Annotated in this window: 23 protein-coding genes; 8 read left to right on the forward strand and 15 right to left on the reverse strand. The window is 45.4% G+C overall.

The window, feature by feature from the left end; all coding sequences use genetic code 11:
- Window positions 1–117: 117 nt before the first annotated feature.
- The 4 genes from QUB04_RS26020 (at window position 118) to QUB04_RS32635 (ending at window position 5,665) form a co-directional block, all read left to right on the forward strand.
- Window positions 118–846 (forward strand): urea amidolyase associated protein UAAP1, encoded by a 729-nt coding sequence (locus QUB04_RS26020; protein WP_333288868.1) that lies wholly within the window; start codon window positions 118–120, stop codon window positions 844–846.
- Window positions 847–922: 76 nt separating this feature from the next.
- Window positions 923–1,564, forward strand: coding sequence for an urea amidolyase associated protein UAAP2 (locus tag QUB04_RS26025; protein ID WP_333288870.1), 642 nt, complete (start codon window positions 923–925; stop codon window positions 1,562–1,564).
- 145 nt (window positions 1,565–1,709) lie between these two features.
- Window positions 1,710–5,327: an urea carboxylase gene (gene uca, locus QUB04_RS26030; protein WP_333288872.1), complete on the forward strand. Its 3,618-nt coding sequence runs from the start codon at window positions 1,710–1,712 to the stop codon at window positions 5,325–5,327.
- A gap of 230 nt (window positions 5,328–5,557) precedes the next feature.
- A complete protein-coding gene (locus QUB04_RS32635) occupies window positions 5,558–5,665 on the forward strand; it encodes a WG repeat-containing protein (protein ID WP_445301095.1) in 108 nt (35 codons plus the stop codon).
- A gap of 174 nt (window positions 5,666–5,839) precedes the next feature.
- On the opposite strand, the gene QUB04_RS26035 is transcribed toward QUB04_RS32635, so the two are convergent.
- From QUB04_RS26035 to QUB04_RS26055, 5 genes are all read right to left on the reverse strand, one after another.
- Complete coding sequence (locus QUB04_RS26035) at window positions 5,840–6,628, reverse strand: class II glutamine amidotransferase (protein WP_333288874.1); 789 nt, start codon at window positions 6,626–6,628, stop codon at window positions 5,840–5,842.
- A 293-nt stretch (window positions 6,629–6,921) separates the two neighbouring features.
- Complete coding sequence (locus QUB04_RS26040) at window positions 6,922–7,818, reverse strand: thermonuclease family protein (protein WP_333288876.1); 897 nt, start codon at window positions 7,816–7,818, stop codon at window positions 6,922–6,924.
- A 96-nt stretch (window positions 7,819–7,914) separates the two neighbouring features.
- Window positions 7,915–8,493, reverse strand: a complete 579-nt coding sequence (locus QUB04_RS26045) for an ACP phosphodiesterase (protein ID WP_333288878.1) — start codon at window positions 8,491–8,493, stop codon at window positions 7,915–7,917.
- Between the two features lie 3 nt (window positions 8,494–8,496).
- Window positions 8,497–8,832 (reverse strand): XisI protein, encoded by a 336-nt coding sequence (locus tag QUB04_RS26050; RefSeq protein WP_190740648.1) that lies wholly within the window; start codon window positions 8,830–8,832, stop codon window positions 8,497–8,499.
- Entirely contained in the window at window positions 8,820–9,236 is a 417-nt protein-coding gene (locus QUB04_RS26055; protein WP_333202090.1) for an element excision factor XisH family protein, read from the reverse strand. The genes QUB04_RS26050 and QUB04_RS26055 overlap by 13 nt, the downstream gene beginning before the upstream one ends.
- A gap of 91 nt (window positions 9,237–9,327) precedes the next feature.
- Here QUB04_RS26055 and QUB04_RS26060 point away from each other — a divergent pair, with 91 nt between their 5' ends.
- The gene (locus QUB04_RS26060; RefSeq protein ID WP_333288880.1) at window positions 9,328–9,615 is read left to right on the forward strand and encodes a hypothetical protein; all 288 of its coding nucleotides are present in this window, start codon (window positions 9,328–9,330) and stop codon (window positions 9,613–9,615) included.
- A 134-nt stretch (window positions 9,616–9,749) separates the two neighbouring features.
- Here the strand turns inward: QUB04_RS26060 and QUB04_RS26065 are convergent, their stop codons facing one another.
- The 8 genes from QUB04_RS26065 to QUB04_RS26100 form a co-directional block, all read right to left on the reverse strand.
- The gene (locus QUB04_RS26065; protein WP_333288883.1) at window positions 9,750–10,610 is read right to left on the reverse strand and encodes a restriction endonuclease; all 861 of its coding nucleotides are present in this window, start codon (window positions 10,608–10,610) and stop codon (window positions 9,750–9,752) included.
- A gap of 119 nt (window positions 10,611–10,729) precedes the next feature.
- Window positions 10,730–11,323 (reverse strand): Uma2 family endonuclease, encoded by a 594-nt coding sequence (locus QUB04_RS26070; protein WP_445301093.1) that lies wholly within the window; start codon window positions 11,321–11,323, stop codon window positions 10,730–10,732.
- Window positions 11,324–11,397: 74 nt separating this feature from the next.
- Window positions 11,398–11,811 carry a hypothetical protein gene (locus tag QUB04_RS26075; RefSeq protein ID WP_333288885.1) on the reverse strand — a complete coding sequence of 138 codons (414 nt, stop codon included), beginning with the start codon at window positions 11,809–11,811 and terminating at the stop codon, window positions 11,398–11,400.
- Window positions 11,812–12,049: 238 nt separating this feature from the next.
- A complete protein-coding gene (locus tag QUB04_RS26080) occupies window positions 12,050–12,304 on the reverse strand; it encodes a hypothetical protein (RefSeq protein ID WP_333104263.1) in 255 nt (84 codons plus the stop codon).
- The gene (locus QUB04_RS26085; protein WP_333104262.1) at window positions 12,301–12,507 is read right to left on the reverse strand and encodes a hypothetical protein; all 207 of its coding nucleotides are present in this window, start codon (window positions 12,505–12,507) and stop codon (window positions 12,301–12,303) included. Before QUB04_RS26085 ends, QUB04_RS26080 begins: the two co-directional genes overlap by 4 nt.
- Window positions 12,508–12,810: 303 nt before the next feature.
- Window positions 12,811–14,781: an acetate--CoA ligase gene (gene acs, locus QUB04_RS26090; RefSeq protein ID WP_333288887.1), complete on the reverse strand. Its 1,971-nt coding sequence runs from the start codon at window positions 14,779–14,781 to the stop codon at window positions 12,811–12,813.
- 121 nt (window positions 14,782–14,902) lie between these two features.
- Window positions 14,903–15,265, reverse strand: a complete 363-nt coding sequence (locus tag QUB04_RS26095) for a DUF5615 family PIN-like protein (RefSeq protein ID WP_333288889.1) — start codon at window positions 15,263–15,265, stop codon at window positions 14,903–14,905.
- Window positions 15,243–15,758 (reverse strand): DUF433 domain-containing protein, encoded by a 516-nt coding sequence (locus QUB04_RS26100; protein WP_445301094.1) that lies wholly within the window; start codon window positions 15,756–15,758, stop codon window positions 15,243–15,245. The genes QUB04_RS26095 and QUB04_RS26100 overlap by 23 nt, the downstream gene beginning before the upstream one ends.
- Window positions 15,759–15,815: 57 nt before the next feature.
- Between QUB04_RS26100 and QUB04_RS26105 the strand changes: the two genes are divergently transcribed.
- Window positions 15,816–16,523, forward strand: coding sequence for a restriction endonuclease subunit R (locus tag QUB04_RS26105; RefSeq protein WP_333288891.1), 708 nt, complete (start codon window positions 15,816–15,818; stop codon window positions 16,521–16,523).
- A gap of 232 nt (window positions 16,524–16,755) precedes the next feature.
- Window positions 16,756–17,778 (forward strand): galactose-1-phosphate uridylyltransferase, encoded by a 1,023-nt coding sequence (gene galT, locus QUB04_RS26110; protein WP_333288893.1) that lies wholly within the window; start codon window positions 16,756–16,758, stop codon window positions 17,776–17,778.
- A gap of 253 nt (window positions 17,779–18,031) precedes the next feature.
- Here the strand turns inward: galT and QUB04_RS26115 are convergent, their stop codons facing one another.
- On the reverse strand, window positions 18,032–18,319 hold the full coding sequence (locus QUB04_RS26115) for a hypothetical protein (protein WP_333288895.1): 288 nt from the start codon (window positions 18,317–18,319) through the stop codon (window positions 18,032–18,034).
- 503 nt (window positions 18,320–18,822) lie between these two features.
- Window positions 18,823–19,800 (reverse strand): acetamidase/formamidase family protein, encoded by a 978-nt coding sequence (locus QUB04_RS26120; RefSeq protein WP_333288897.1) that lies wholly within the window; start codon window positions 19,798–19,800, stop codon window positions 18,823–18,825.
- A gap of 418 nt (window positions 19,801–20,218) precedes the next feature.
- On the opposite strand from QUB04_RS26120, the gene QUB04_RS26125 reads away from it, so the two are divergent.
- On the forward strand, window positions 20,219–22,042 hold the full coding sequence (locus QUB04_RS26125) for a metallophosphoesterase family protein (protein ID WP_333288899.1): 1,824 nt from the start codon (window positions 20,219–20,221) through the stop codon (window positions 22,040–22,042).
- The last annotated feature ends 114 nt before the right edge of the window (window positions 22,043–22,156 follow it).

Raw genomic sequence — 22,156 nt, forward strand, 5'->3', positions numbered from 1 at the left:
AGAATGGTGCAAGATATCAGTGGAGATAAATATTACTTTGGGAGAGGGTGAGTTTTGCCACTACAAAATACTATTGTTTTGTTTCGCTGACCCCCCCAAATACATCAAGAGGAACTTATGGTGCAACTATCGATCGACCCAAACTCACAAATCGATTCAAGCCTCGTATTAATCGAAGAAACCGTACCGGGCGGCGCATACTGGTCGGGGGTCATCAAGCGGGGAAACACCCTGCGAATCACCGATTTAGAAGGCTCTCGCGGCGTTTCCATGCTGTGCTACAACGCCGACAATGCGATCGAACGTTTCAACGCAGCAGACACCGCCAAAATTCAATTCAACGCCTTTCTCAAACAAGGCATGGTGATCTACACAGACATGGGACGCATCCTATTTTCCATCACCCAAGACACCTCCGGCTGTCACGATTTGCTAGGAGGATGCAGCAACGCCATTAGCAATGCCAAAAAATACGGCGAAGGAGACTGGAAAAACTCCCGCGACAACTTCCTCAAAGCCCTAAGTCGGTGGGGATTGGGCAAAAAAGATATCATGCCCAACCTCAACTTATTTACTCGCATTGCCGTCCAACCAGACGGCACGATGGAGTTTCGCGAAGGCTGCGAGAAACCGGGTAGTTTTATCGATTTCCGATCCGAAATGAACGTATTGACCATTATCTCTAACTGCCCCCACATCCTGCATCCTGGTTCAACTTACGATCCTAAACCCATCCAAATTCAGATTGTGAAAACCCCCGCACCCGCACCAGACGACTTGTGCCGCACCGCCAACCCGGAAGCCGTGCGCGGCTTCATCAACACTGATGCTTTGTTCCTGCAATAAACCCGATTCCACAACTCAATTTTGTCCGCACCAATCGGCGTGAAAAATTCTGCAATTCCCTCACAAAAAGTGAACCATGACTGCAACTACTCAACAAATCCTCACTCCAGAAACAGCAATTTATAACGAAGTTTTACCCGCCAGACATCCCTGGTCTCGTGTCATCAAAAAAGGACAGATTCTCCGCATTGTAGATTTAGGCGGAAATCAAGCAGTAGATTTTTTAGTTTACAATGCCGATGACCCTTCCGAACGCTACAGCGCCCCCGATACGATCGTCAATCAAGGCAACATCTTTGTCACTACAAACAGCCAACTCCTTTCCAACGAAGGGCGAGCCATGATGACCATAATTGCTGACTCCTGCGGGCGGCACGATACCTCCGGCGGTGCCTGTAGCTGCGAAAGCAATTCGGTGCGGTTTGGACTAGATAAAAAATACCAGCACGCCTGTGTTGAAAATTTCCTCGCCGCAATTCTTCCATACGGTTTGGGTAAGCGAGATTTAGTCAGCAATATCAACTTCTTTATGAATGTTCCGGTTAGCGAAGATGGCACTCTTGAAATTGTTGACGGCATCTCCGATCCGGGAAGTACAGTTGATTTGCGAGCAGAAATGAACGCGCTGGTTGCTATTTCTAACTGCCCGCAAATGAACAATCCTTGCAATGCTTACAATCCTACGCCGATTCAGTTGATTGTTTGGGATGCGGTATAGGTTGTAGCTGCATACCCGCCAGAAACCGCCAGGGGTTTAAACCCCTGGCTAATAGCTAAAGTCCTCTAAAGAGGACTGAATAATCGATTGCCCATTAGCAATTATCCAATTATCAATTAGCAATTATCAATTAGCAATTACCTAAATGTTTAACAAAGTTTTGATTGCAAATCGCGGTGAAATTGCCTGCCGAATTATCCGCACGCTCGATCGCCTCGGAATTGCATCGGTAGCAGTATATTCTGAAGCCGACGCCCGCGCCAAGCACGTTTTCGCCGCCAGCGAAGCCGTTTGTATCGGTGCAGCCGCCGCAGCCGAGAGTTATTTGCGGTTCGATCGCATTCTCGAAGTTGCGCGCCAAACTAAAGCTCAAGCTATCCATCCGGGCTACGGCTTTTTGAGCGAAAATGCTGAATTTGCCGAAGCTTGTGCAAGCGAAAATATTGCATTTATCGGCCCGACTCCGGCTCAGTTGCGCTGCTTTGGATTGAAGCACACCGCGCGGGAAATAGCCGCTGCAAATCAAGTGCCGCTAACTCCCGGAAGCGAACTTTTAGCAAGTTTAGAGGATGCGGAAAAAGCGGCTGGGGCGATCGGCTATCCGGTGATGCTCAAAAGTACCGCAGGCGGCGGCGGCATCGGTTTGCAGGCTTGTTTTGGCGATCGAGATTTGGCAGAAGCATTTGAAAAAGTACAGCGTTTGAGTCAAAGCAATTTTAAACAAAGCGGCGTTTTTTTAGAGAAATATATTCAAACAGCTAGGCACATTGAAGTCCAAATCTTTGGAGATGGCAAAGGAAATGTCATAGCCTTGGGCGAGCGAGATTGTTCGGTGCAGCGGCGCAATCAAAAAGTAATAGAAGAAACCCCCGCCCCTGCTATTAGCGACGAACAGCGCCACCAGTTATACGGTGCAGCCGTGCGGTTGGGAAAAGCGGTAAATTATCAGTCAGCCGGTACTGTTGAATTTGTCTTTGATGTCGATGCGAAACAGTTTTATTTTTTGGAAGTCAACACGCGCTTGCAAGTTGAACACGGCGTTACTGAAGCTGTCAACAACATCGACCTCGTTGAGTGGATGGTAAAACAGGCTTCTGGAGATTTGTTTCCCCTGGAAGAGTACCGCTATCAACCGCAGGGACACTCAATTGAGGTGCGAATTTATGCGGAAGATGCCGGCAAGAATTTTCAGCCGAGTTCCGGGTTGCTGAATCAAGTTGCGTTTCCCGAAAACGTCCGCTGCGACAGTTGGATAGAAACCGGCACGGAGGTTACTCCTTTTTACGATCCGCTGCTAGCCAAAGTAATCGTTTGCGGCGATAATCGAACCCAGGCGATCGTAAAACTAAAAGCTGCTTTAGATGCTAGTGAAATAGCGGGAATAGAAACTAATTTAGATTACCTCCGCCAGATTTTGGACGATTCCCGATTCAGCCGGGGCGAACTGAACACGCGCTTTTTAAACACTTTTGAATACGCACCTTTAACGATCGATGTATTGGATGGGGGAACCTACAGCAGCATTCAAGATTATCCGGGGCGGATTGGCTATTGGGATGTTGGCGTGCCGCCTTCTGGGCCGATGGATCATCTGGCATTTCGATCGGCAAATCGTTTAGTAGGAAACCCCGAATCGACAGCAGGATTGGAATTCACAGCGACAGGCCCAACTCTGCGCTTTAATGCCGATACAGTTATTAGTTTGACTGGTGCAACTATGAAGGGAACGCTAAACGGCGAATCGGTGCCGTTTTGGAAAGCAATTCCCGTAAAAGCTGGCAGCATTCTCAAGTTAAAAGCCATTGAAGGCGGCGGCTACCGCACTTATTTAGCGGTCAAACACGGCTTTAATGTCCCCGATTATTTGGGCAGCAAATCAACTTTTGTACTGGGCAAATTTGGCGGACACGCGGGCCGCACGCTGCGTCCGGGAGATGTGCTTAAACTGCTTCAAACTGCAACTCTGGAAGCGGAATTATCTTTGCCCCCGGAACTAATTCCCACCTACAGCAATAATTGGGAAATCGGCGTTTTGTACGGGCCTCACGGCGCGCCGGATTTCTTTACTGAGTCAGACATCGAAATGTTTTTCTCTACAGAATGGCAGGTGCATTACAACTCGACGCGGACGGGCATTCGGCTGATCGGCCCGAAGCCCACCTGGGCGCGTCAAGACGGTGGGGAAGCGGGTTTGCACCCGTCTAACATTCACGATAATGCTTACGCGATCGGCACGATCGATTTTACGGGCGATATGCCTGTAATTCTCGGTCTTGACGGCCCGAGTTTGGGAGGCTTTGTGTGTCCTGCTACTATTGTGCAGTCGGAATTGTGGAAAATCGGGCAACTAAAACCGGGGGACAGCATTCGCTTTCACTGTTTGAGTTTTGCTGAAGCTTTGCAGCGAGAATTAGCACAAAATAGGCAAATTGCTACTTTTTGCTTGCCTGTTTTTGGGGAAAATGCGGAGGAATTGCCCGCAGTTCCCGCCTCTCCAATTTTGCACAAAATTCCCGAATCTCCGGGACAGGTTGCTGTTACTTACCGTCAAGCTGGGGATAAATATATTCTAGTTGAATACGGCCCGTTGGTGCTAGATTTAAATTTGCGTTTTCGGGCGCACGCATTGATGGAAAAGTTGAAAGCAAATCCGTTGCCTGGTGTGATCGAATTAGTGCCGGGAATGCGATCGCTCCAAATTCACTTTGAGAGCCGCCAGATTTCGCAACAGCAGCTAATGCAGGCGCTGATTGCGGCGGAGGCGGAACTTCCGGCGATCGAGGATTTGGAAGTGTCGGCGCGAATTGTGCACCTGCCTTTATCTTGGGAAGATGAATCGACGCTGTTGGCAATTGAAAAATATATGCAGTCTGTGCGATCGGATGCACCTTGGTGTCCCAGTAATATTGAGTTTATTCGCCGCATAAACGGGCTTGACAGCATCGAACAAGTCAGAGAAATTGTATTTAATGCTAGCTATTTAGTGATGGGTTTGGGAGACGTTTATTTAGGCGCGCCCGTCGCAACTCCCCTCGATCCGCGCCACCGTTTGGTTACTACTAAATACAATCCTGCCCGCACTTGGACTCCTGAAAATGCAGTTGGCATTGGCGGCGCGTATTTGTGCGTTTACGGGATGGAAGGGCCGGGAGGTTATCAATTTGTCGGCCGCACGGTGCAAATGTGGAATCGGTTCAAACAAACGGCGGATTTCCAGTTTGGTAAACCTTGGCTTTTACGCTTTTTTGACCAAATACGATTTTATCCGGTTTCTCATGAGGAATTGCACCGCTGTCGGGAAGAATTTATCGAAGGGAAGTTTAAATTAAAGGTTGAGGAAATCACTTTTAATTTGAGAGAATACAATGAGTTTTTGCATTCTATTGCTAACAGTGCGGCTGAGTTTAAAGCGCAGCAGCAGGCCGCTTTTAATGCAGAGCGCGATCGCTGGGCCGCCTCCGGGGAATTTGACGCTGAATCTGCAGCAGAATCCTCGGCGGATGTGGCTTCTGAAACAGCGGCGGAGGTTGTTTTGCCGATCGGCTGTGAGGCTGTTGTCGCTCACGTTTCGGCCAATGTTTGGCAGGTGCTGGTTAATGTGGGAGATGCGGTTGCTGAGGGCGATCGCCTGTTAATTTTGGAAGCGATGAAAATGGAAATTGCTATTACTGCTGATGTTGCGGGCACTGTTGCCGAGTTGTTTTGTGAAAAGGGGCAAACGGTGACAGCAGGACAAATTTTAGCGGCTGTTCAACCGAATTAATCCCTCTGTTGTCACTTCGGGGAAAGTAGAAGCCGTTGGATAATTGGGGGATGATTTTGATTGTTTTGTGGGATGGGATATCGTAGCCAGTCAGGTGTATTTTCACTGAAGGCGGGACACGCCACAAGAATCATCCTCTAATTGTGCAATGCTCGCTCATTTAATCAAGGTTTAGCAGCAGTTAGCCCTCCAAAAGGGTGGGATACATCCATCAAGCAGGCTAGTGGGCGATCGCCCCGCTATTTTCGGCGGCAGGCAGTTTTTCGGAAGGCTTAGCCGCTGTCAAGCGCAATGACAAATCTGGCTTCATCAATCAAGCTGGAAAGCTGGTCATTTAACAGGTTCGAGGTTCTGTTTAGGCTTTAAATTTGTTTAAACTCACATCTTGCACCATTCTCAAGAACAGGCAAGATGCCTGTTCCACAAAGAGTAGATTTTCTTGTGGAACAGGCCGGAAAGCCTGTTCCTAAAAAGCTTATTGACAATGGTGCAACATCTCAGTTTAAATCCCGTTAACTTAACTCCCGCAGCCCAGAATTGACGGGCAAACCATCCTGAAATACCAGCAATTCTCCCGGCTGAATTTGCGTCCAAACTTCGTTATCTGTCAGCGGAAAAGTGGCAATAACAGCCACGCGATCGCCCTCGTTGGTCAATTCCCGGAAATCGACTGTTACATCTTCGTCGATCGAGTGAGCGCTCGCAAAAGGTGCTTGTCGCACAATATAATGCAGATTAGTAGAACAGTGGGTGAATAAGTGTTCTCCATCGGAAAGTAAATAATTAAAAATTCCGTGTTCTGCCAAACTTTTAGTAATTTCCTCCAGTACCGGGTAAATTTCCGCTAAAGCAGGCTTACTTTGAGGAAAAGTAGAGCGTAGCTTTTCTAATATCAAACAGAATGCTTTTTCGCTGTCAGTTTTGCCAACAGGTTTGTAAACTCCGGCACGTTCTGGATTAAAATTTTCCAGATTTCCGTTGTGAGCAAACACCCAATAACGTCCCCAAAGTTCCCGAATAAAAGGGTGGCAGTTTTCCAGAGCAATTTCGCCTTGGGTAGCTTTGCGGATGTGAGCAATGACGTTAGTTGAATGAATGGGATAGCGGCGCACTACTTCAGCAACCGGAGAAGCAATCGCAGGTTTAGAGTCTATAAAAAGGCGACATCCCAAACCTTCAAAGAAAGCAATTCCCCAACCGTCTTGATGAACGTCTGTTCTGCCACCTCTTGCAGAAAAACCCTCAAAAGAAAAGCAAATATCTGTTGGAACATTGCAGTTCATTCCCAGTAATTGGCACATAGCTTTTAAATCTCTGGAGTTTGAATGGATGTCGCAGCTATTGGCAGCTACAGATTTGCGATGATAGTATTATAGTATGAATTGATTTAGCCTAATAAAAAACACACAATAATTTGGGATTGTCAACCATAATGCTACTTAAATTTAAAAAAATGCGTGAAGCCAAGCTATCCCGAACGCCCGTGGGAGCCCGTTGCGGTAGGGAATCGCGCAAAATTAAATCGCGTTCCCCGCAGAACAGTCTTCATCGTTCCCTTTGTCCTGCAATTTTTTTAATTAAATTCATGTAAGATTCAATTTGGTGGGGGAAAGTCTGAAAGTTGTTTGATATCCTTCAAAACTATTTGAGGCTTCCCTTTGTACTGTTCTACCTTCCCACTGACATACACATATCCCCGTCCCAGACCCGCATAACGTTTCTCAATTAGCCGCTTCAATGGAGCCATCTCATCAGTTTCAGCATCTGGTATCCACAAATCTAATTTATGATACACCGAACCAGCATAAATTAGAGCGCTGCCGCCGATCCATTTATTAATCCCAGCCTGCAAATCGCAGAAAATAGTAAGAGATTTAGCTTTCTCAGAAGCAGCTAATATTTTCGGGTAGTGCAACCTCAAAGAAAGCGCTCCTGCTGTTGCTTCCGACAACCGAAACTCTTCAACAATCGAGCCTCGCATCGACCACCAAGGCAGTAAGTTAGCATAGTTGCGAGAGGGGATTTTGGCATTGATAATCGGATTCCAAATCATCAGATTGTAAGCTTTTGCCGCCGATTCGGCCTCAGTCATTTGTCGGTGATACAATCTGGAGCGCCCGTATTTGACGAAGTAGGGACTCCAGCCTTCTTCAATCAGTTTAAGATTGTAATTTTCTCCGTCTTTATGTACGTAACAGAGGAGACGCCCGTAGTTGTCGCGGTGTTTTTGTAGAGCCACTTCAACCGCATCGTCTGTATCAAATTCTATGTCAATTTGAGCAAGTCCGCCATCTGCTGTCGCGAAGTATTTTTTAGCCATTTCCGTACCTGCTTTCCCCGCCGCAGTTACAGGTTTGGAGCCTCCCGGATGACTTTCTTCTGTATCGACGCAAATCAGGCGCAGAGACTCGGTTTTGCCGTTGAGAGAAATTTTGATGCTGTCGCCATCAACTACTTTAGTTATTTGTAGGTTCGGAATTCTGGTTGCCATATTTTGAACCCTGTTGCACTTGAGATTTCATACAGGTATCGGTTGAATCATACACGAGTTCGCTATCAATAGCAACTGTAATTTTTGTTGTTTGTATTAATATTTGTCAAGTGTGGCGTATTTTATCAAGTCGGGGAAAAAATCTCGAAAATCGGATTCTAATCGCTGATAGTTAGCTGTCAAATCTTCTATGCCGCTTGCCAAATTATTTGTCCGCTTGATTCGGGCCGACATTCTTGTAAGAGTGATGCCGATTTCGGCGATGTCCTGATAAGATGAAAGCAAGTCGCGGGCAATTATTGTTGGCAGCACCCGCTGGAGAGATTCAGGCAATATATCGCGGTTGTCTTGCAGGATTTTATAGACATGGCGAGAAAAATCTGGAAGCGGAATTTCTGAATATTCCAGCCAATTTTTAGCCAAGAAGTGGTCGTAAAACACGTCAATCAAAACTCCAGCAAACCTGCGCCTGTGGGAGCAAACAAGGCTTTTACTCGATCGCACTATTGGGTGAGAGTCGGTGTAGCTATCTACTTTGCGGTGCAAATCGATGCCTTTTCTAATTTCATCGGAATAAAGGTTGACAGCCGTTCCTTTGACAAAATCTCCTAAGAGGTTGCCAATCAGGGATTCTGGCGTGCCTTTTGATAAGAATAGATGAGCCAAATAATTCATTAACTACACAACTGCATAACCTGTATGAGGTCTGACATCAGCGGGATGAAAACCTAAAACAATGGAATCCTTGGAAATTCCAGCAGCTACAAGTTCTTTCGTCACGCCGTATTCTGTCTCATCTCGCTGTACCCAAATCTTATCATCAATAATATCTATATGAACCAAACAGCCGTGAATTCGTTTGGCTTTATCCCAGCCTAAAGTAACTAGCAGGTAACAATCAGATTTTTCATCAAACACGGCTTTACAAATTATATCGCCATGAGAGTAAGGAATTTTTGTGTAAGGTTCGAGAACTGTTTTAATGGTGGTTCTAAAGTTAGCTAAAGTATCCATTTTACGATCGCCTCTTGATTTGGGTCGAATACAATCAGCTTGAGCTTTTCATCTTCAATCATTAATTGACCGATCGGTTCTTCAAATAGAGATTCATAGGTGATATCGCGAACAGCCAGATAAAGCGTATGTTCTGGATAAGTTCTCTGAAGCACAGAGCGATAAATAGTAAATTGTCCGATCGCCTCTCTCAAGTCCTGCATTTCTGAATCGCTGACAAAGCTTTTGACTTCCACAGCAATTTTCTGTTCTCCTCGTTCTGCTGCGAGTACCTGTTTTGCTCCCAGATCCACATACATATCTTTTTTTCCCCATTTCAGATGGAGAGGATCGTGAGTAATTATCCACCCATCATTGATGAGAGATTTTTTGACTGTATTGTGGTACAGGTCTAAAGCAGGCATAGAACAACACGAGTAATATTAGACTTCATGGTTATATAATAGCAAATTATGATGCAATTATCTTAAACCGCAACTACAAGGAGAAAGAGTAATGGCTGTTCTAGAATGTGTAAAACCTGGTGCTAAACTCGGTCAAATTATTCTTGCCGTCGATCTGACTGTTGCCGGTGCTGTCGATCGCATTTTAGCAAAAATTCAAGACTTAGGATATGACCCAGAAATCCGCCATGTCAACTATCCGTCAGGAGTGCACGTCTTAGCAATTCTCAAAGATGAACAGCATTCTGAAGCAGTTAATGATGATTACTTGTTAGAGGATTGGCTACAGGTAAGGTCGCAAATTAACCCAGATGCGGTTCATCTGTGGCGCGGTAAATAAGCTGTTTTTAGTATATCCGTGAATCTTTGATAACAAAAGAGCGATCGCCTAACTGTAGTATGCAGGCTATCGCTGCTCCCACGCTCAAATATTGCTTGCGATCGATTGATGCTCGATCGTTTCACAATAGAAGCTTAAATCTTCGTAAACCAATTAGCATCCACTTCCACAGACTCAATCATTTTTATCTTGACACCAAGCCCCAACTCTTTTAGTCGTTGAACTAACTGCTCACCATCAATCAAATCTATTGGGGGTGCGCCATCTCGTGTTGCTTCTTTGACAGCATCTCTGGTAAATGTCCCAGTTGTAATGAATAAACCTTTGTCCGTTCGTCCCTGCATTGCCCCACGGAAGTCTCTAATTTGACTCGCCGTAACCGAACCCTGATAGCGCTTGCACTGAAACAGAACATGAAAGCTCAAGAAACCACTAATACGGGCAATACCTACACCATCAATTCCACCATCGGCGGACTTACCTGTAACCTGTACTTGTATAAAGCCTGATTCACGTAGTAGGCGCTGTGCCAAACGCTCAAATGCAGAAGGTTCTAGTGATAGCAATATTTGATGAATTTGTTGATGCCATGCAAGTTCTTCTAAAGTTTCAACAGCTTCAACATTTTCGTTTAAATTGTCTGGCGGCATCACCTTTTTCTTGTCTGTATCCCGAACCACCTTGACAATTTCTTTTGCATCCAGAATATCAAAATCTATAGATGTTGAAACTAAAGACCACACGCCACGTGAGGAATTTTGTAAAAGCCCGTATTTCTTCAAGTAAGTACGACTCCAACCAAGTCGATACTCAACAGCACTCTGGGATTTGTTTCCATGTGGGATATCCAGCACCTCGTTAGGTAAGTTGAGAATCTGGGCTACTCGGTCATAAATCTCTTCAGTAGTTCCCGATCCACCCAGCATTTGTAGAGCCTGAATTGTGGGCAAGAGCATTGAGTCAAATGTAGGGATTGAATGGGTAGCTCTGTTCATCTAAAAACTGTTGATATAATTTGCAAAACACTGCTTTTTTAATGAGAAACTGATGGCATCAAAATACTGACGGTCTATTGGCTGCTACTGTCATACATAATTTGCTAAATTGCGATCGGCTACATCTCTCGACGGAACGCTCTAATAGCTTCCCCAGCATCAGTTTCCGCCATCAAAATACAGCGTTTCATCAAATCGAGATCGAGGTTATTGAGTCCGGGTAGCTGACTGCGATCGCTATTTTCATAGCTACCATCTTGGAGATGATATATCTTCAGTAATCCATCTTCCCAAAACCAAACCTCTGGAACACCTAAAGCTTTATAGCGCTCTAACTTACTGATTCCTCCACTGGTAAAGACAACTTCGATCGACAAATCTGGAATTGGTTTTACACTCCCGATGCAATAAGATTCATCGGCTTGCACAGAGACAACTCCCGATCTTTCCTGCGTCATTGCCCCTGTGGGCTTGAAGAAAATTCCCTGTTCGACGAGAAAGGTAGTCACTAAGTAACCGATAACATGAGCAAAAGTTTCGTGGTCTTCTCCCGGCATCAGAATCTCGATCGTCCCATCATAGTAAAATAGTCGCACTCTAGGGGAGCCTTCAAAGCCTTTTTGGATAAATTTAAACCGTTCCCACATTCCATCATAGACAATGCGCTGATCTGTGGTTTTGCTAAGTAGTGGCGGCATCGCGATCGACTCCATTCCAGAAGTTGTCTTGATTGTAGCTCATATTTTTAAGGTTTTTGTAACCGCAGATAAACAACGTCTTTGTGAAGTCACGACAGCACCGAATATTCATCAGGAATAGGGCCAGTATATTCTATAGAAATTGACCGGACATCTTTAAATTTGGTCAAAGCTCGGTCTATTTCCTCTCGCTGCGGTGAATGAGCTAAGACTTCACCGCGAATCACATTCCATAAATCATCGGATTCAGTATCAGCAATTAGCACCCACTCGCGGGGATAGCGATCGCGTATTTCTGCCGCCGTCAAGATTTCCCCTGTGGGTTTGTAATCCGACCCATTGTTATTTTGAATCAGAACTTGAGAGGGCAGGTCGGTTTCTGCTTGAGTAATTTCTTCATTTAATAGTTGCCAAAGTCGGCGTTTTTCTTCGAGTTGGAGGGAGGCGATCGCATCTAGCAGGACTTGAAAAGGAATTTGCAACTGTACGGTTTCTGGGAGCATGGCGCGTCTCAACGGATGTTGAAGTATTTTCTATGATAACTCACTCTTGAATTAGCGGATAATAATACTAACTCAGATTTCTAGTTGGTAAACCGCAGATAAACACAGATGAACGCAGATGTAATCTTATCTGCGTTCATCCCCGTTCATCTGCCTACATCTGCGGTAGCAAAAATACCCCTAGGAATCAGCCCGCAATTTATCCAAAGCCGTTTTCTTTCAGAAGTAGTGTTGCAGCCTATTGAGAGCTATACTCACCAAATGTTGTCACATACCCCTTAACAGTAACTCCCATATCTAATTCCTCGTGATGAATCAGTAGGTTAGATAATTGGGCAATCAAAAATTCAATCTCGCGACGGTTCTCAAACTGGAGAAAAATACTGCTACCTTCACCCTTAATAATCACCGTTGGAATATCGCTGTCGTCTAACTGTGAATCAATATCTGGGATTATTTGTCTGATTTGCTCTTCAGTCCACATCTGACTCATTCCTCTATCTCCCGTTCAAAAATACAGCGGTATGACTTACCACTCTTATTGAGAATGACACCGCAGAAAGTGCAGCGCCCCTCGCCTCTTAATTCATTATACTCTGCCAACTCACGGCAGCGACGAATAGCAGCTTGCCGATCGCTAGTAGCAACGATTGTGTCTGCATCAAGCCAAACTTTATTTTCAGGGTTTTCTAACATTCCTACACTCTACATTGCCGTAAATATTGCATCATTGTCAATAAACCCAAAGAAACCCGGTTTCTGGCTATTGTGCAAGATTTCAATCGGTGCATCTCATTTTTCCAAATATATTCGTAGGGGAGTTCGGATTCCGGCAGTAAGTCTCTGCTTATAACTAATAAATTATCTGCGGGAATGCGAGTTCCTTTACAAAATTGGGATGCACCCGATTTCAATTATACCGAACAATTAAATCACAGATGAACGCTAATGTAATTATATCTGCGTTCATCTGCCTACATCTGCGGTTAAAAAATCCCCCTACGCACCTCCCCGCAACTTATCCAAAACAGTCCGATCTTCCAAAGTCGAAGTATCCCCAGAAACCTCTTGTCCCGCAGCCAAAGAACGCAGCAAACGCCGCATAATCTTCCCGCTTCGAGTCTTCGGCAAAGCATCAGTAAATCGAATTTCGCCGGGACGGGCGATCGCCCCAATTTCCTTAACAACGTGCTGCTTCAATTCCTTAGCCAATTCTTCGCTAGGTTGCTGCGAGTTGTCCAGCGTGACAAAAGCCACAATTTCCTCACCTTTAATCTCATCCGGTTTACCAACAACCGCAGCTTCCGCCACGGCTGGATGCGATACCAAAGCTGACTCGACTTCCATTGTGCCGAGTCGGTGTCCGGCCACATTAATTACATCGTCAACGCGGCCCATTACCCAGAAATAACCGTCTTTGTCCTTGTGCGCGCCGTCTCCAGCAAAGTACACAAACTCGCCATCTTTCGGGTGCAAATATTCCCAATAAGTGCGGCGGAAGCGATCGGCATCGTTGTAAAGTGTCCGCATCATTCCCGGCCAAGGATGTTTCACCACTAAATAACCGCCACTTTCGTTAGTGACTGGTTCGCCATCTTGGTCAACAACATCGACCACAATTCCGGGGAACGGTAGGGTTGCAGAACCGGGTTTTGTAGGAATTGCACCGGGCAAAGCGGTAATCATAATTCCGCCGGTTTCTGTTTGCCACCAAGTATCGACGATCGGACAATTCGACTTGCCAATTACTCGTTGATACCACATCCAAGCTTCAGGGTTAATCGGTTCGCCGACGGTTCCTAACAATCGTAAAGATGACAAATTGCGCGCGTTGGGCAAGTGTTCGCCCATTTTCATGAATGTTCTGATGGCGGTGGGTGCAGTATAGAAAACGGTGACGCCGTATTTTTCAATTACATCCCAAAAACAGCCAGGATTTGAAGGGCGAGGAGCACCTTCATACATTAAAGTTGTCGCACCGTTGGACAGCGGCCCGTAGACAATATAACTGTGTCCAGTAATCCAGCCGACATCAGCAGTACACCAGTAAACATCGGTATCTTGGAGGTCGAATATCCATTTGGTTGTCATGTGGGTATAAAGGTTATAACCACCGGTTGTATGGACGACTCCTTTCGGTTTGCCGGTACTCCCACTGGTGTAGAGTACGAACAGCATATCTTCGCTGTCCATCGGTTCGGCGGGACAATTTGCCGATGCACCTTTTTGCAAATCGTGCCACCAATGATCGCGCCCTGGTTCCATGTCAATTTTCTGTTTGGTGCGCTGAACTACGAGAACGTTGGTAACGCTGGGTGTGGCATTATTTGCTAATGCTTTGTCTACTTGTGTTTTGAGGCCGACGGCGGTATCTTTGCGGAAGCCACCGTCAGCGGTGATGACGAGTTTTGCTTGGCCGTCGTTGAGTCGATCGCGCAAAGCTTCTGCACTAAAACCGCCAAAAACAACGCTGTGTACTGCACCGATTCTGGCGCAGGCTAGCATGGCGATCGCAGCTTCGGGAATCATGGGCATATAAATGCCGACGCGATCGCCCTTTTGGACTCCCAATTGTTTGATGACGTTCGCCATTTGGCAGACTTCGCGGTGGAGTTGCGCGTAGGTGAGGGTGCGCGAGTCTCCGGGTTCGCCTTCCCAAATCAGGGCGGCTTTATTTTTGCGCCAAGTGGTTAAGTGGCGATCGAGACAATTGTAAGAAATATTAATTTTACCGTTGACAAACCATTTAGCCACAGGCGGCTGCCAGTCGAGCACGGTATCCCAGTTTTGGAACCAGTGCAATTCTTGGGCGGCAAGTTCTGCCCAGAATGCTTGGGGGTCAGCTTTGGCTTTGTCGTAGAGGGCTTGGTACTCTTCTAGGCTTTTGATGTGAGCTTTTTGGGAGAATGCAGCGGGCGGCTGAAATAGCCGTTTTTCATGCAGAATTGATTCGATGGTATCTTGCGACATTGCTTTTAACTTTAACTTCGGTTAGTCTTTTTAACTATTGTTTGCATAAGTGGGGGCAAAAGTATGTTTATTTTCCTTAAGACTTTGGGGAATTTTGTAAATGTTGGGACTGTATTAGAAATTATGGTAGCGGTAAATGGTCAATTCTATCTTGGTACTCATCATCAAACGCTCCTTCATAAATCAAAATCAGTTCCTCAATATTTTGACCAATACTCAGCTTGGAATTGAGGATGAAGATTCCTGGGATATGGCGATTTTGCTCTAAATGATCTGTTAAATGAACGGGCATAGAGCGGCGGTTGTTGGTAACAAGAATGAAATTGTGGATTTCGCACCAAATAAGAATTTCTGGATCGAGAGTGCCTTTGGAAGGTGCTGTTAGTTCTCCCACTGCTAGAACAACCACATCAGGATTACGACGGCGAATTTGGTTAGCATAGGCAGGATCGACATTTTCCTCAAAGAGATACTGGATTGCCATCAGCCTTTCTCCTTGCATCTCTTTCTGCTCTCAGTTTGCGGAGTTTTTCAGCCACTGGAGGAGGATTGCGACGCTGTTCTTCTCGCATTTTATCGCCCCATTCCAACCATTCGGTTATGTATTTACCGACTGTTTCTTTGTTGTGCAGGTAGTACAAAATGGTCGCATAAACTTGTTCGAGGGTGAGCGATGTATAAATGTTAGCGATTTCTTCGGGAGTTCGAGCGCGAAACAGGTATTCATAGAGAATGGTTTCGATGCCGATCCGAGAACCTTTGAGCCGAATATCATCTGGTCTGAGGAAGTTGAAATAGTCTTCAAGTTGCGTGGTTTGGTGGTTAGCTTCATGAGATTGCTTCTCTTTATTAATGTCTGTTCCTTCGGGAACCAGCACAATTACTTCGGCTCGGCTGTTGCGATATAACTTGAGCGGTTCACCAACGCACAATTGTCCGCGATCGTCGATCGTTGCCATCACTTTAATTGCTTTCATACAATCTACCCGATTTACAGGAGCGATATCTGGTATGATTATATCATAACAAATCCGATGGTAATGCTTTTAGAATTGACATTAACAGCCGATCGCACTAAAGCCATGACCCAAAATTTGGAAGCAAGTCAAATTTCTCTAAACGACGTTCGCCGCATTCTCAAATTGGAAAGACAAACAGGAGGAGGTTTTACTGATTTTTTCTCTCTGGAACCTCTGACGGGTTTTGAACAGCAGGAATTATTGCTAATCGGTAATCACTTTTGGCGTCATCTAGAAGCAGGGAAAGTTTCTGCAAAGCTGGTTAAATTTTTAGTGCTTTCACCGTTAATGAGATTAGCAGGATTTTTTGATATTCCGATCGTGCTAACAATGGAAGATAGCATCCCGATCGAGGTTGAGGATGGGGATACTTTAATTAAAGGGCGCTTGGATGTCTTAGCCGTAAATCAGCCGGATGCAGAACTCGCGGCGGCACAGTTTTGGATTTTGGTAGTGGAGGCGAAAAATAGTGCGATCGCACCTTTGACTGGTTTGCCACAACTCCTGAGTTATACTTATAAAAGTTTGCAGCAGCAATCGTCTGTTTGGGGATTGACGACGAATGGACGTAACTATCAGTTTGTGTATCTGACGCAGGGCAATCCTTGCACTTATCACATTTTACCGGAATTGAATTTGATTGACAAAGAGCGATCGCTCTTGTTGGCCCAAGTGTTGAAAGCTATTTGCAAGTTGCAGAATGTGCAGTTGCAGTTGGCTTAATCTCTGCGGTTAAAAGCTGTGCTTCCCCGTACTGCCTAGACCGATATTCTGTACCACTTTAGTCCTAATCGGCCTCTATCGTCGATGGCAACCAACTGTTGTGAACTTCTGTTGGGAACTGCTGGGAAATTTAGAAATCAAGATTTGTGAAAAAACTGCAATAGCGAGTGACAAAATACAAATTATTCTATACAATAATAAACGGTTAAACCCTGCAACTGAAGGTAAGAAAATGTCTGAACTTAGACAAAATCTAATTACCAGAGATTGGGTAATCATCGCCACCGAACGGGCGACAAGACCGGATCAATTCGCTAACCAAAAAAAGTGCCAAATAGTAGTGCCACCGCACCGCGCCGATTGCCCGTTTTGTGTGGGAAATGAGGAAGACGGAACCTTAGAAACTTGCCGTTTGGGCGATCGCACTGGCTGGAAAGTCAGGGCAATTTGCAACAAATATCCGGCCCTCTCCCCGACAGCAAAATGGATGAGGATATCATCGGGAATTCACCGCACGATGGCGGGAATCGGCGTTCACGAGGTAATTGTCGAACACCCGCGACACGATTTGACGACAGCTTTGTTGAGCATTGAAGAAGTTGCCAACATACTTTTAGTATACCGCCAGCGCTATGTAGAAATTAGAAAAAATCCCCACATTGAAACAATTATTATCTTCAAAAATCACGGGGAAACTGCTGGAACTTCTCTCGAACACCCCCACTCGCAGATAGCGGCGACGCCCGTTGTACCCAGTCAATTTCGCAGCCGCATCGACGAAGCTATTAGATATTTTGATGACACGGGAGAATGTCTGTTTTGCCGCACTTTGGAAGATGAATTAGCGGCGAGAGAAAGAGTGATTTGTGAGAGTGAACATTTTGTGGCTTTTATCCCTTACGCTGCACTTTCACCGTTTCACACTTGGATTTTTCCGCGCCGACATTCCTCTTCGTTTGATGAAATTACTGATGCGGAAATTACCGATCTTGCTGATACTTTGAAAACTGTACTGGCTAAGCTTTATTACGGATTGAACAATCCCGATTACAACTATAATATTCGATCCGTGCCGATCGCCCAAGGGGGAACAAAATACTTTCACTGGTATATCGCAATTATTCCCAGAGTCACCAAGCAAGCTGGATTTGAGTTGGGCAGCGGGATGTTTATCAATACTGCTTTGCCCGAAGAAAGTGCGGCGTTTTTGCGATCGATCGAAATTCCTAGCGACAGTAATTTCCCGCCCATCTAAAGTATCCTACATCACAATAGGTCAAATTTACTTCAAATTCGGGTGGAAATGCACGCAGCTACTCCCAGTTGCGAGTCTGTGTTGGGGGAGGAAACTGATATTATTTGAGATTTGAGATTTGAGATTAAAGAATTCGGCATAACGGATGATCTAATGGTTTAGATCATCGGCCTAAAGTTGGATTCTTTTTTAAACTGGTACAACTTACGCTCTCAAGTTATGAACGTACAAATACTTAGGGATTGTACCAAACTCACAATAAACTTTCGACATATTGCCAGCCGTCGTCGCTAAAAGTAGCTCTCAACATATCTCTAATTTTGGCATCGATCGATAATATCCCCTCACCCGATTCACCATTCTCGCCGATTTCGCAACTGTCATCAGACATATGTTCTTGGATGAGGGCCAGAGTATCGGCGAAATTAGCCAGAAAATAATGTTCGTGCACCCACGCTGTCGGATCTGGTATTGCTGCACTCCCAAAAGCTCGATCGACTAAATCTCTTTTGGCAACATCGTCAGTCTGGTTTTTCATCATAAAAATGGGTAGAAACCCCGTGCTTTTAGCACGGCTTTACATTTAATTTGAATCTCCTCGCGGGGAGGAGGGGTATGGTTGCCCCAAGGCGTGAGGTATGGTTGCCTCAAACTCCCATTTCTGGGGTAAAGTTAGCACGCGCCTTTGTTTAGTGAGCTTGCGCCGGCTAGCAACACTGTCGAGCGTGACCTTAAGACTGTTTAGTTGCAAGCGATAGAGCGGAAAACTAGCTTCGCATTCTCCGGTATCGTGACTCAAAAAACGTAGTCAGTAAAGACTTAGGCCCGTCAGGATGGCTTGTTAGATTTCTCTTTCAAGCCTCATGCCTTTAGACTGAGGTTCCTGACGTTGAGTTCGATTTAGGTAGATTTTGTCACTTATCCCATTTTAACCTTAATTGTCAACAGAATCGCGATCCCGATCGACCACCGCAGTGACAAATTTGTGTAGTTTGTGCGATCGCGATCCTAATTTTTTGGTCGATCGCGTGTTATTATACTCGCTCACACTCCGTGACCAATAATTTTCACCTCTGGTAAAATACACTTGGAAATCATTCCGTGAACTCCTTTTTGAGGATTGTTGACAGCCTGCGTAATCCGAAAATTTACCGATAGCGAACAGAAAACATAAGCATCTTCCTCTTGGAAACCTGCAAACTTTTGCAGCCAATAAACCGTCTGTTTTACCGCCAGCTCAAACGCTTCATCTAATGTTCTACCAAATCCCATAATCACAATATGAGTGGGCGTTTCCGCAAACGGAAATATCAGAAATAAATCCTTGCGTAAAATGATTTGAATAGTCCCATTCATCGAAGTTTCAATGGCCGTACCGTCAACTTCACCATCTCCTTGTGCCGAATGTCCGTCGCCAATGGACAGTAAACCGCCGCGCAGAAAAACAGGTAAAAATAACCGCGTTCCTGGTTGGAGTTCCTGATTGTCCATATTGCCGCCGTAGCGCTCTGGAGGAATAGAAGAACGGTTGATTTGTGCATTGGCAACGCCAATAATGCCAAAAAAAGGATGTAGGGGAATCCGAATGCCGCTACCTGCGGGAAATTCAGCAGTTTTTTGCTCTAAATCTAGCGGAATAAACCGCAATTTAGGTTCGGGGAAATACTCAGGCAAAGCTCCCCATCCGGCGCGAATTGCATTAAATCCTACGGGCAAACTTGGGTAAACATCCTCAATGTGAATTTCTAAAACGTCTCCCGGTTCGGCATTGTTAACATAAATCGGGCCTGTCAGCAAGTGGGGCCCCGGCCCAACTTTGCGGTTGGGGGGCAAATTCTGACAAATATCTAAAAATTCGGGGGTGAGAAATTCGGGCGGCGCTTTGTCAGCAACATAATATCCTGAATAGGTTTCGATATCGATGCGATCGCCCGAATCGACAGTTAAAGCAGGTTCGATATTCGGAGAAAAACCGCCCAAGTGTACGGTTTTGCAGTTGGCTTTGAGAAGGTGGCGAGTCATGGGATTTTAGATTTTAGAGTTTAGATTTTAGATTGAAGGAAGGGTGTTAAGAATGTTATATCGCAAGTCTCAATCATTTTTGAGAATTTTTTTTAATGAACCACAGAGGGCGCAGAGGGCGCAGAGAAAGAGAATTCAGAGATATAGCCTTTCTCAGTAAGATGAGGTGTTTTTGGGCATTGGGCATTGGGCATTGGCCAAACAGGAAGATTACCTTACTTTCCTGAGAACCGCTATAAGAAGATTTCCAAAAAGGGTGGAGGTTTCTTTTATCGGAGATATTCTACTAATTTCTTAACTTGTTGATAACCTGGGTAGTTTAAAATTTAAAGTGGGTGTCGCGGGTTTATATGTATTGGGGTGGGGAGTTCTGTTTGGCTGGTGCAACCCGCCCTTACAAACTAATGACTAATGAATTATGTTAACACCATTGCCCAACCAAGTAGGAAATCCCAAAGGTTATTCTCGCAATCCCTGGTTTTTTGCTGTTTTGATTTTGATTGTCCTCTTGCTAGGTTTCCTTATGCAATCTTATCTTAACAAACCTCAGCTTTTAACCGATCCGTTTTTGCAAGTCCCAACAGCAAAGTCGGTGCGAGTTCTCTGGTTTACCGAGTTTCCTGGTACTCGCAACACTGTTGCTTACGGCGAAAATTTGAATCAAGTTGTGACGGCAAATACTACCAAGCTAAGCCGCACTCGCGAAGACAAAGACTCGCGCATTTCCGATGAAATGAAACAAAGCATCATTGACAGCAATCCAATTGTCCGCGACATCTGGCGCCACGAAGCAGAAGTCTCCAATTTAAGGCCCGGTGCTCGCATTCCTTATCGAGTCACCAGCGAAAGAAAAGACGGCGCATCTGTCAGCAGCAAAGTTTTCACTCTTTCTCCGACACCAGCAGCAGGAGTTGCGCTCAAAATTCTCCTCACTTCCGACCATCAATTGATGCCTATGACAGCAGCAAATCTCCAGAAAGTAGCCGCAACAATTGGGAGAGTTGACGCGGTTTTCATGGCTGGGGATTTAATTAATATACCCGATCGCGCTTCCGAATGGTTTGACGACTACCGAGGCCGCGCCTTCTTTCCCACTCTGCAAGGTCGCGCATTTTCCGAACTCGACAAAAACGGCATCAAAACCGTTTACAGCGGCGGCGAACTGATCCAACACGCGCCTTTATTTCCCGCCATTGGCAATCACGAAATCATGGGTCGCTTTGCCACCAACAGCACACTCGGTGACCAATTTAATGATCCTTTTCCCCGCGCCGCTGCCGAGAAAATATACGCCCAACGTGCTGCCTCTTTGAATCCCAATAATGACTCTTCAGTGCGGGAAATATGGCTAAAAAACAATACTTTTAATAGCGATACCTATGACGAAATTTTCAATTTACCGGGAGGCAAGAATTACTATGCTGTGACTTTTGGGGACGTGCGGTTAGTAACTTTGTATGCTACGAATATCTGGCGGACTCCCAATTTAGATCCGCGTGCGAGAGGCAGGTATCGCGAACGGGACGAAGATTTTAATAATCCCGAAAAATGGGGATACGGACAGCATATTTTTGAGCCGATTGTCAAGGGCAGCGCTCAATATAATTGGCTGCAACAAGAGTTAAAGAGTTCGGAATTCCAGCAGGCAAAATATAAAATTGTGATGTTTCACCACCCGCCGCATTCTCTGGGTGACAATATTGTACCTGCTTATACTGACCCTGTGCAAATAGTCGATCGCGCTCTCGATGGCGAGATTAAAATGGTGCGTTACGAGTATCCGAAACAGCAAGATTATCTGATTCGGGATGTAGTGCCGCTACTAGAAACAGCGGGGGTGCAGTTGGTATTTTACGGACATTCGCACTTGTGGAATCGGTTTGTAAGTTCCAGCGGAATGCACTTTTTGGAGAGTTCTAATGTTGGCAACAGTTACGGTGCTTTTGCGGGGGAAAAGCGCCGATTTGTGCCGCCGGCATATCGGGAAGATTACAGCGCTATTGGAGACCCGAACGGATTGGAACCTGTGGTGCCGACTGTTGCGCCTTTGTTGGGGAAGGATGGGCGGCCGCTGCCGTATATTGATAGCAATGATATTACGGCTTTTACTATTTTTGATACGGGTAGTGGTGTTGTGAGTAGCTACTATTTTGATACGCGGAAACCGGAGTCGCAAGTGGTGAAGTTTGATGAGTTTAAGTTGAAAAATTCGCCATCTAGCTTAAAAATCCGTAAAAATTAAAAGCGATCGTTTTCATAATCGATAAATTAGTTACTCCTATGATAACTTAAGGCTTCTGACTTTTGCTATACTTAGGTATACTGTATCCCAATTAAACTTACCAAGTAGAGCGCG

Origin of the sequence: Microcoleus sp. D2_18a_B4, from assembly GCF_036702475.1 — a bacterium.
GTDB lineage: Bacteria > Cyanobacteriota > Cyanobacteriia > Cyanobacteriales > Microcoleaceae > Microcoleus.

Coding starts and splice junctions, on each gene's coding strand:
- QUB04_RS26020 (WP_333288868.1), top strand. CDS start 118: ATGGTGCAACTATCGATCGACCCAAACTCACAAATCGATTCAAGCCTC.
- QUB04_RS26025 (WP_333288870.1), top strand. CDS start 923: ATGACTGCAACTACTCAACAAATCCTCACTCCAGAAACAGCAATTTAT.
- uca (WP_333288872.1), top strand. CDS start 1,710: ATGTTTAACAAAGTTTTGATTGCAAATCGCGGTGAAATTGCCTGCCGA.
- QUB04_RS26035 (WP_333288874.1), bottom strand. CDS start 6,628: ATGTGCCAATTACTGGGAATGAACTGCAATGTTCCAACAGATATTTGC.
- QUB04_RS26040 (WP_333288876.1), bottom strand. CDS start 7,818: ATGGCAACCAGAATTCCGAACCTACAAATAACTAAAGTAGTTGATGGC.
- QUB04_RS26045 (WP_333288878.1), bottom strand. CDS start 8,493: ATGAATTATTTGGCTCATCTATTCTTATCAAAAGGCACGCCAGAATCC.
- QUB04_RS26050 (WP_190740648.1), bottom strand. CDS start 8,832: ATGGATACTTTAGCTAACTTTAGAACCACCATTAAAACAGTTCTCGAA.
- QUB04_RS26055 (WP_333202090.1), bottom strand. CDS start 9,236: ATGCCTGCTTTAGACCTGTACCACAATACAGTCAAAAAATCTCTCATC.
- QUB04_RS26060 (WP_333288880.1), top strand. CDS start 9,328: ATGGCTGTTCTAGAATGTGTAAAACCTGGTGCTAAACTCGGTCAAATT.
- QUB04_RS26065 (WP_333288883.1), bottom strand. CDS start 10,610: ATGAACAGAGCTACCCATTCAATCCCTACATTTGACTCAATGCTCTTG.
- QUB04_RS26070 (WP_445301093.1), bottom strand. CDS start 11,323: ATGGAGTCGATCGCGATGCCGCCACTACTTAGCAAAACCACAGATCAG.
- QUB04_RS26075 (WP_333288885.1), bottom strand. CDS start 11,811: ATGCTCCCAGAAACCGTACAGTTGCAAATTCCTTTTCAAGTCCTGCTA.
- QUB04_RS26080 (WP_333104263.1), bottom strand. CDS start 12,304: ATGAGTCAGATGTGGACTGAAGAGCAAATCAGACAAATAATCCCAGAT.
- QUB04_RS26085 (WP_333104262.1), bottom strand. CDS start 12,507: ATGTTAGAAAACCCTGAAAATAAAGTTTGGCTTGATGCAGACACAATC.
- acs (WP_333288887.1), bottom strand. CDS start 14,781: ATGTCGCAAGATACCATCGAATCAATTCTGCATGAAAAACGGCTATTT.
- QUB04_RS26095 (WP_333288889.1), bottom strand. CDS start 15,265: ATGGCAATCCAGTATCTCTTTGAGGAAAATGTCGATCCTGCCTATGCT.
- QUB04_RS26100 (WP_445301094.1), bottom strand. CDS start 15,758: ATGAAAGCAATTAAAGTGATGGCAACGATCGACGATCGCGGACAATTG.
- QUB04_RS26105 (WP_333288891.1), top strand. CDS start 15,816: ATGGTAATGCTTTTAGAATTGACATTAACAGCCGATCGCACTAAAGCC.
- galT (WP_333288893.1), top strand. CDS start 16,756: ATGTCTGAACTTAGACAAAATCTAATTACCAGAGATTGGGTAATCATC.
- QUB04_RS26115 (WP_333288895.1), bottom strand. CDS start 18,319: ATGATGAAAAACCAGACTGACGATGTTGCCAAAAGAGATTTAGTCGAT.
- QUB04_RS26120 (WP_333288897.1), bottom strand. CDS start 19,800: ATGACTCGCCACCTTCTCAAAGCCAACTGCAAAACCGTACACTTGGGC.
- QUB04_RS26125 (WP_333288899.1), top strand. CDS start 20,219: ATGTTAACACCATTGCCCAACCAAGTAGGAAATCCCAAAGGTTATTCT.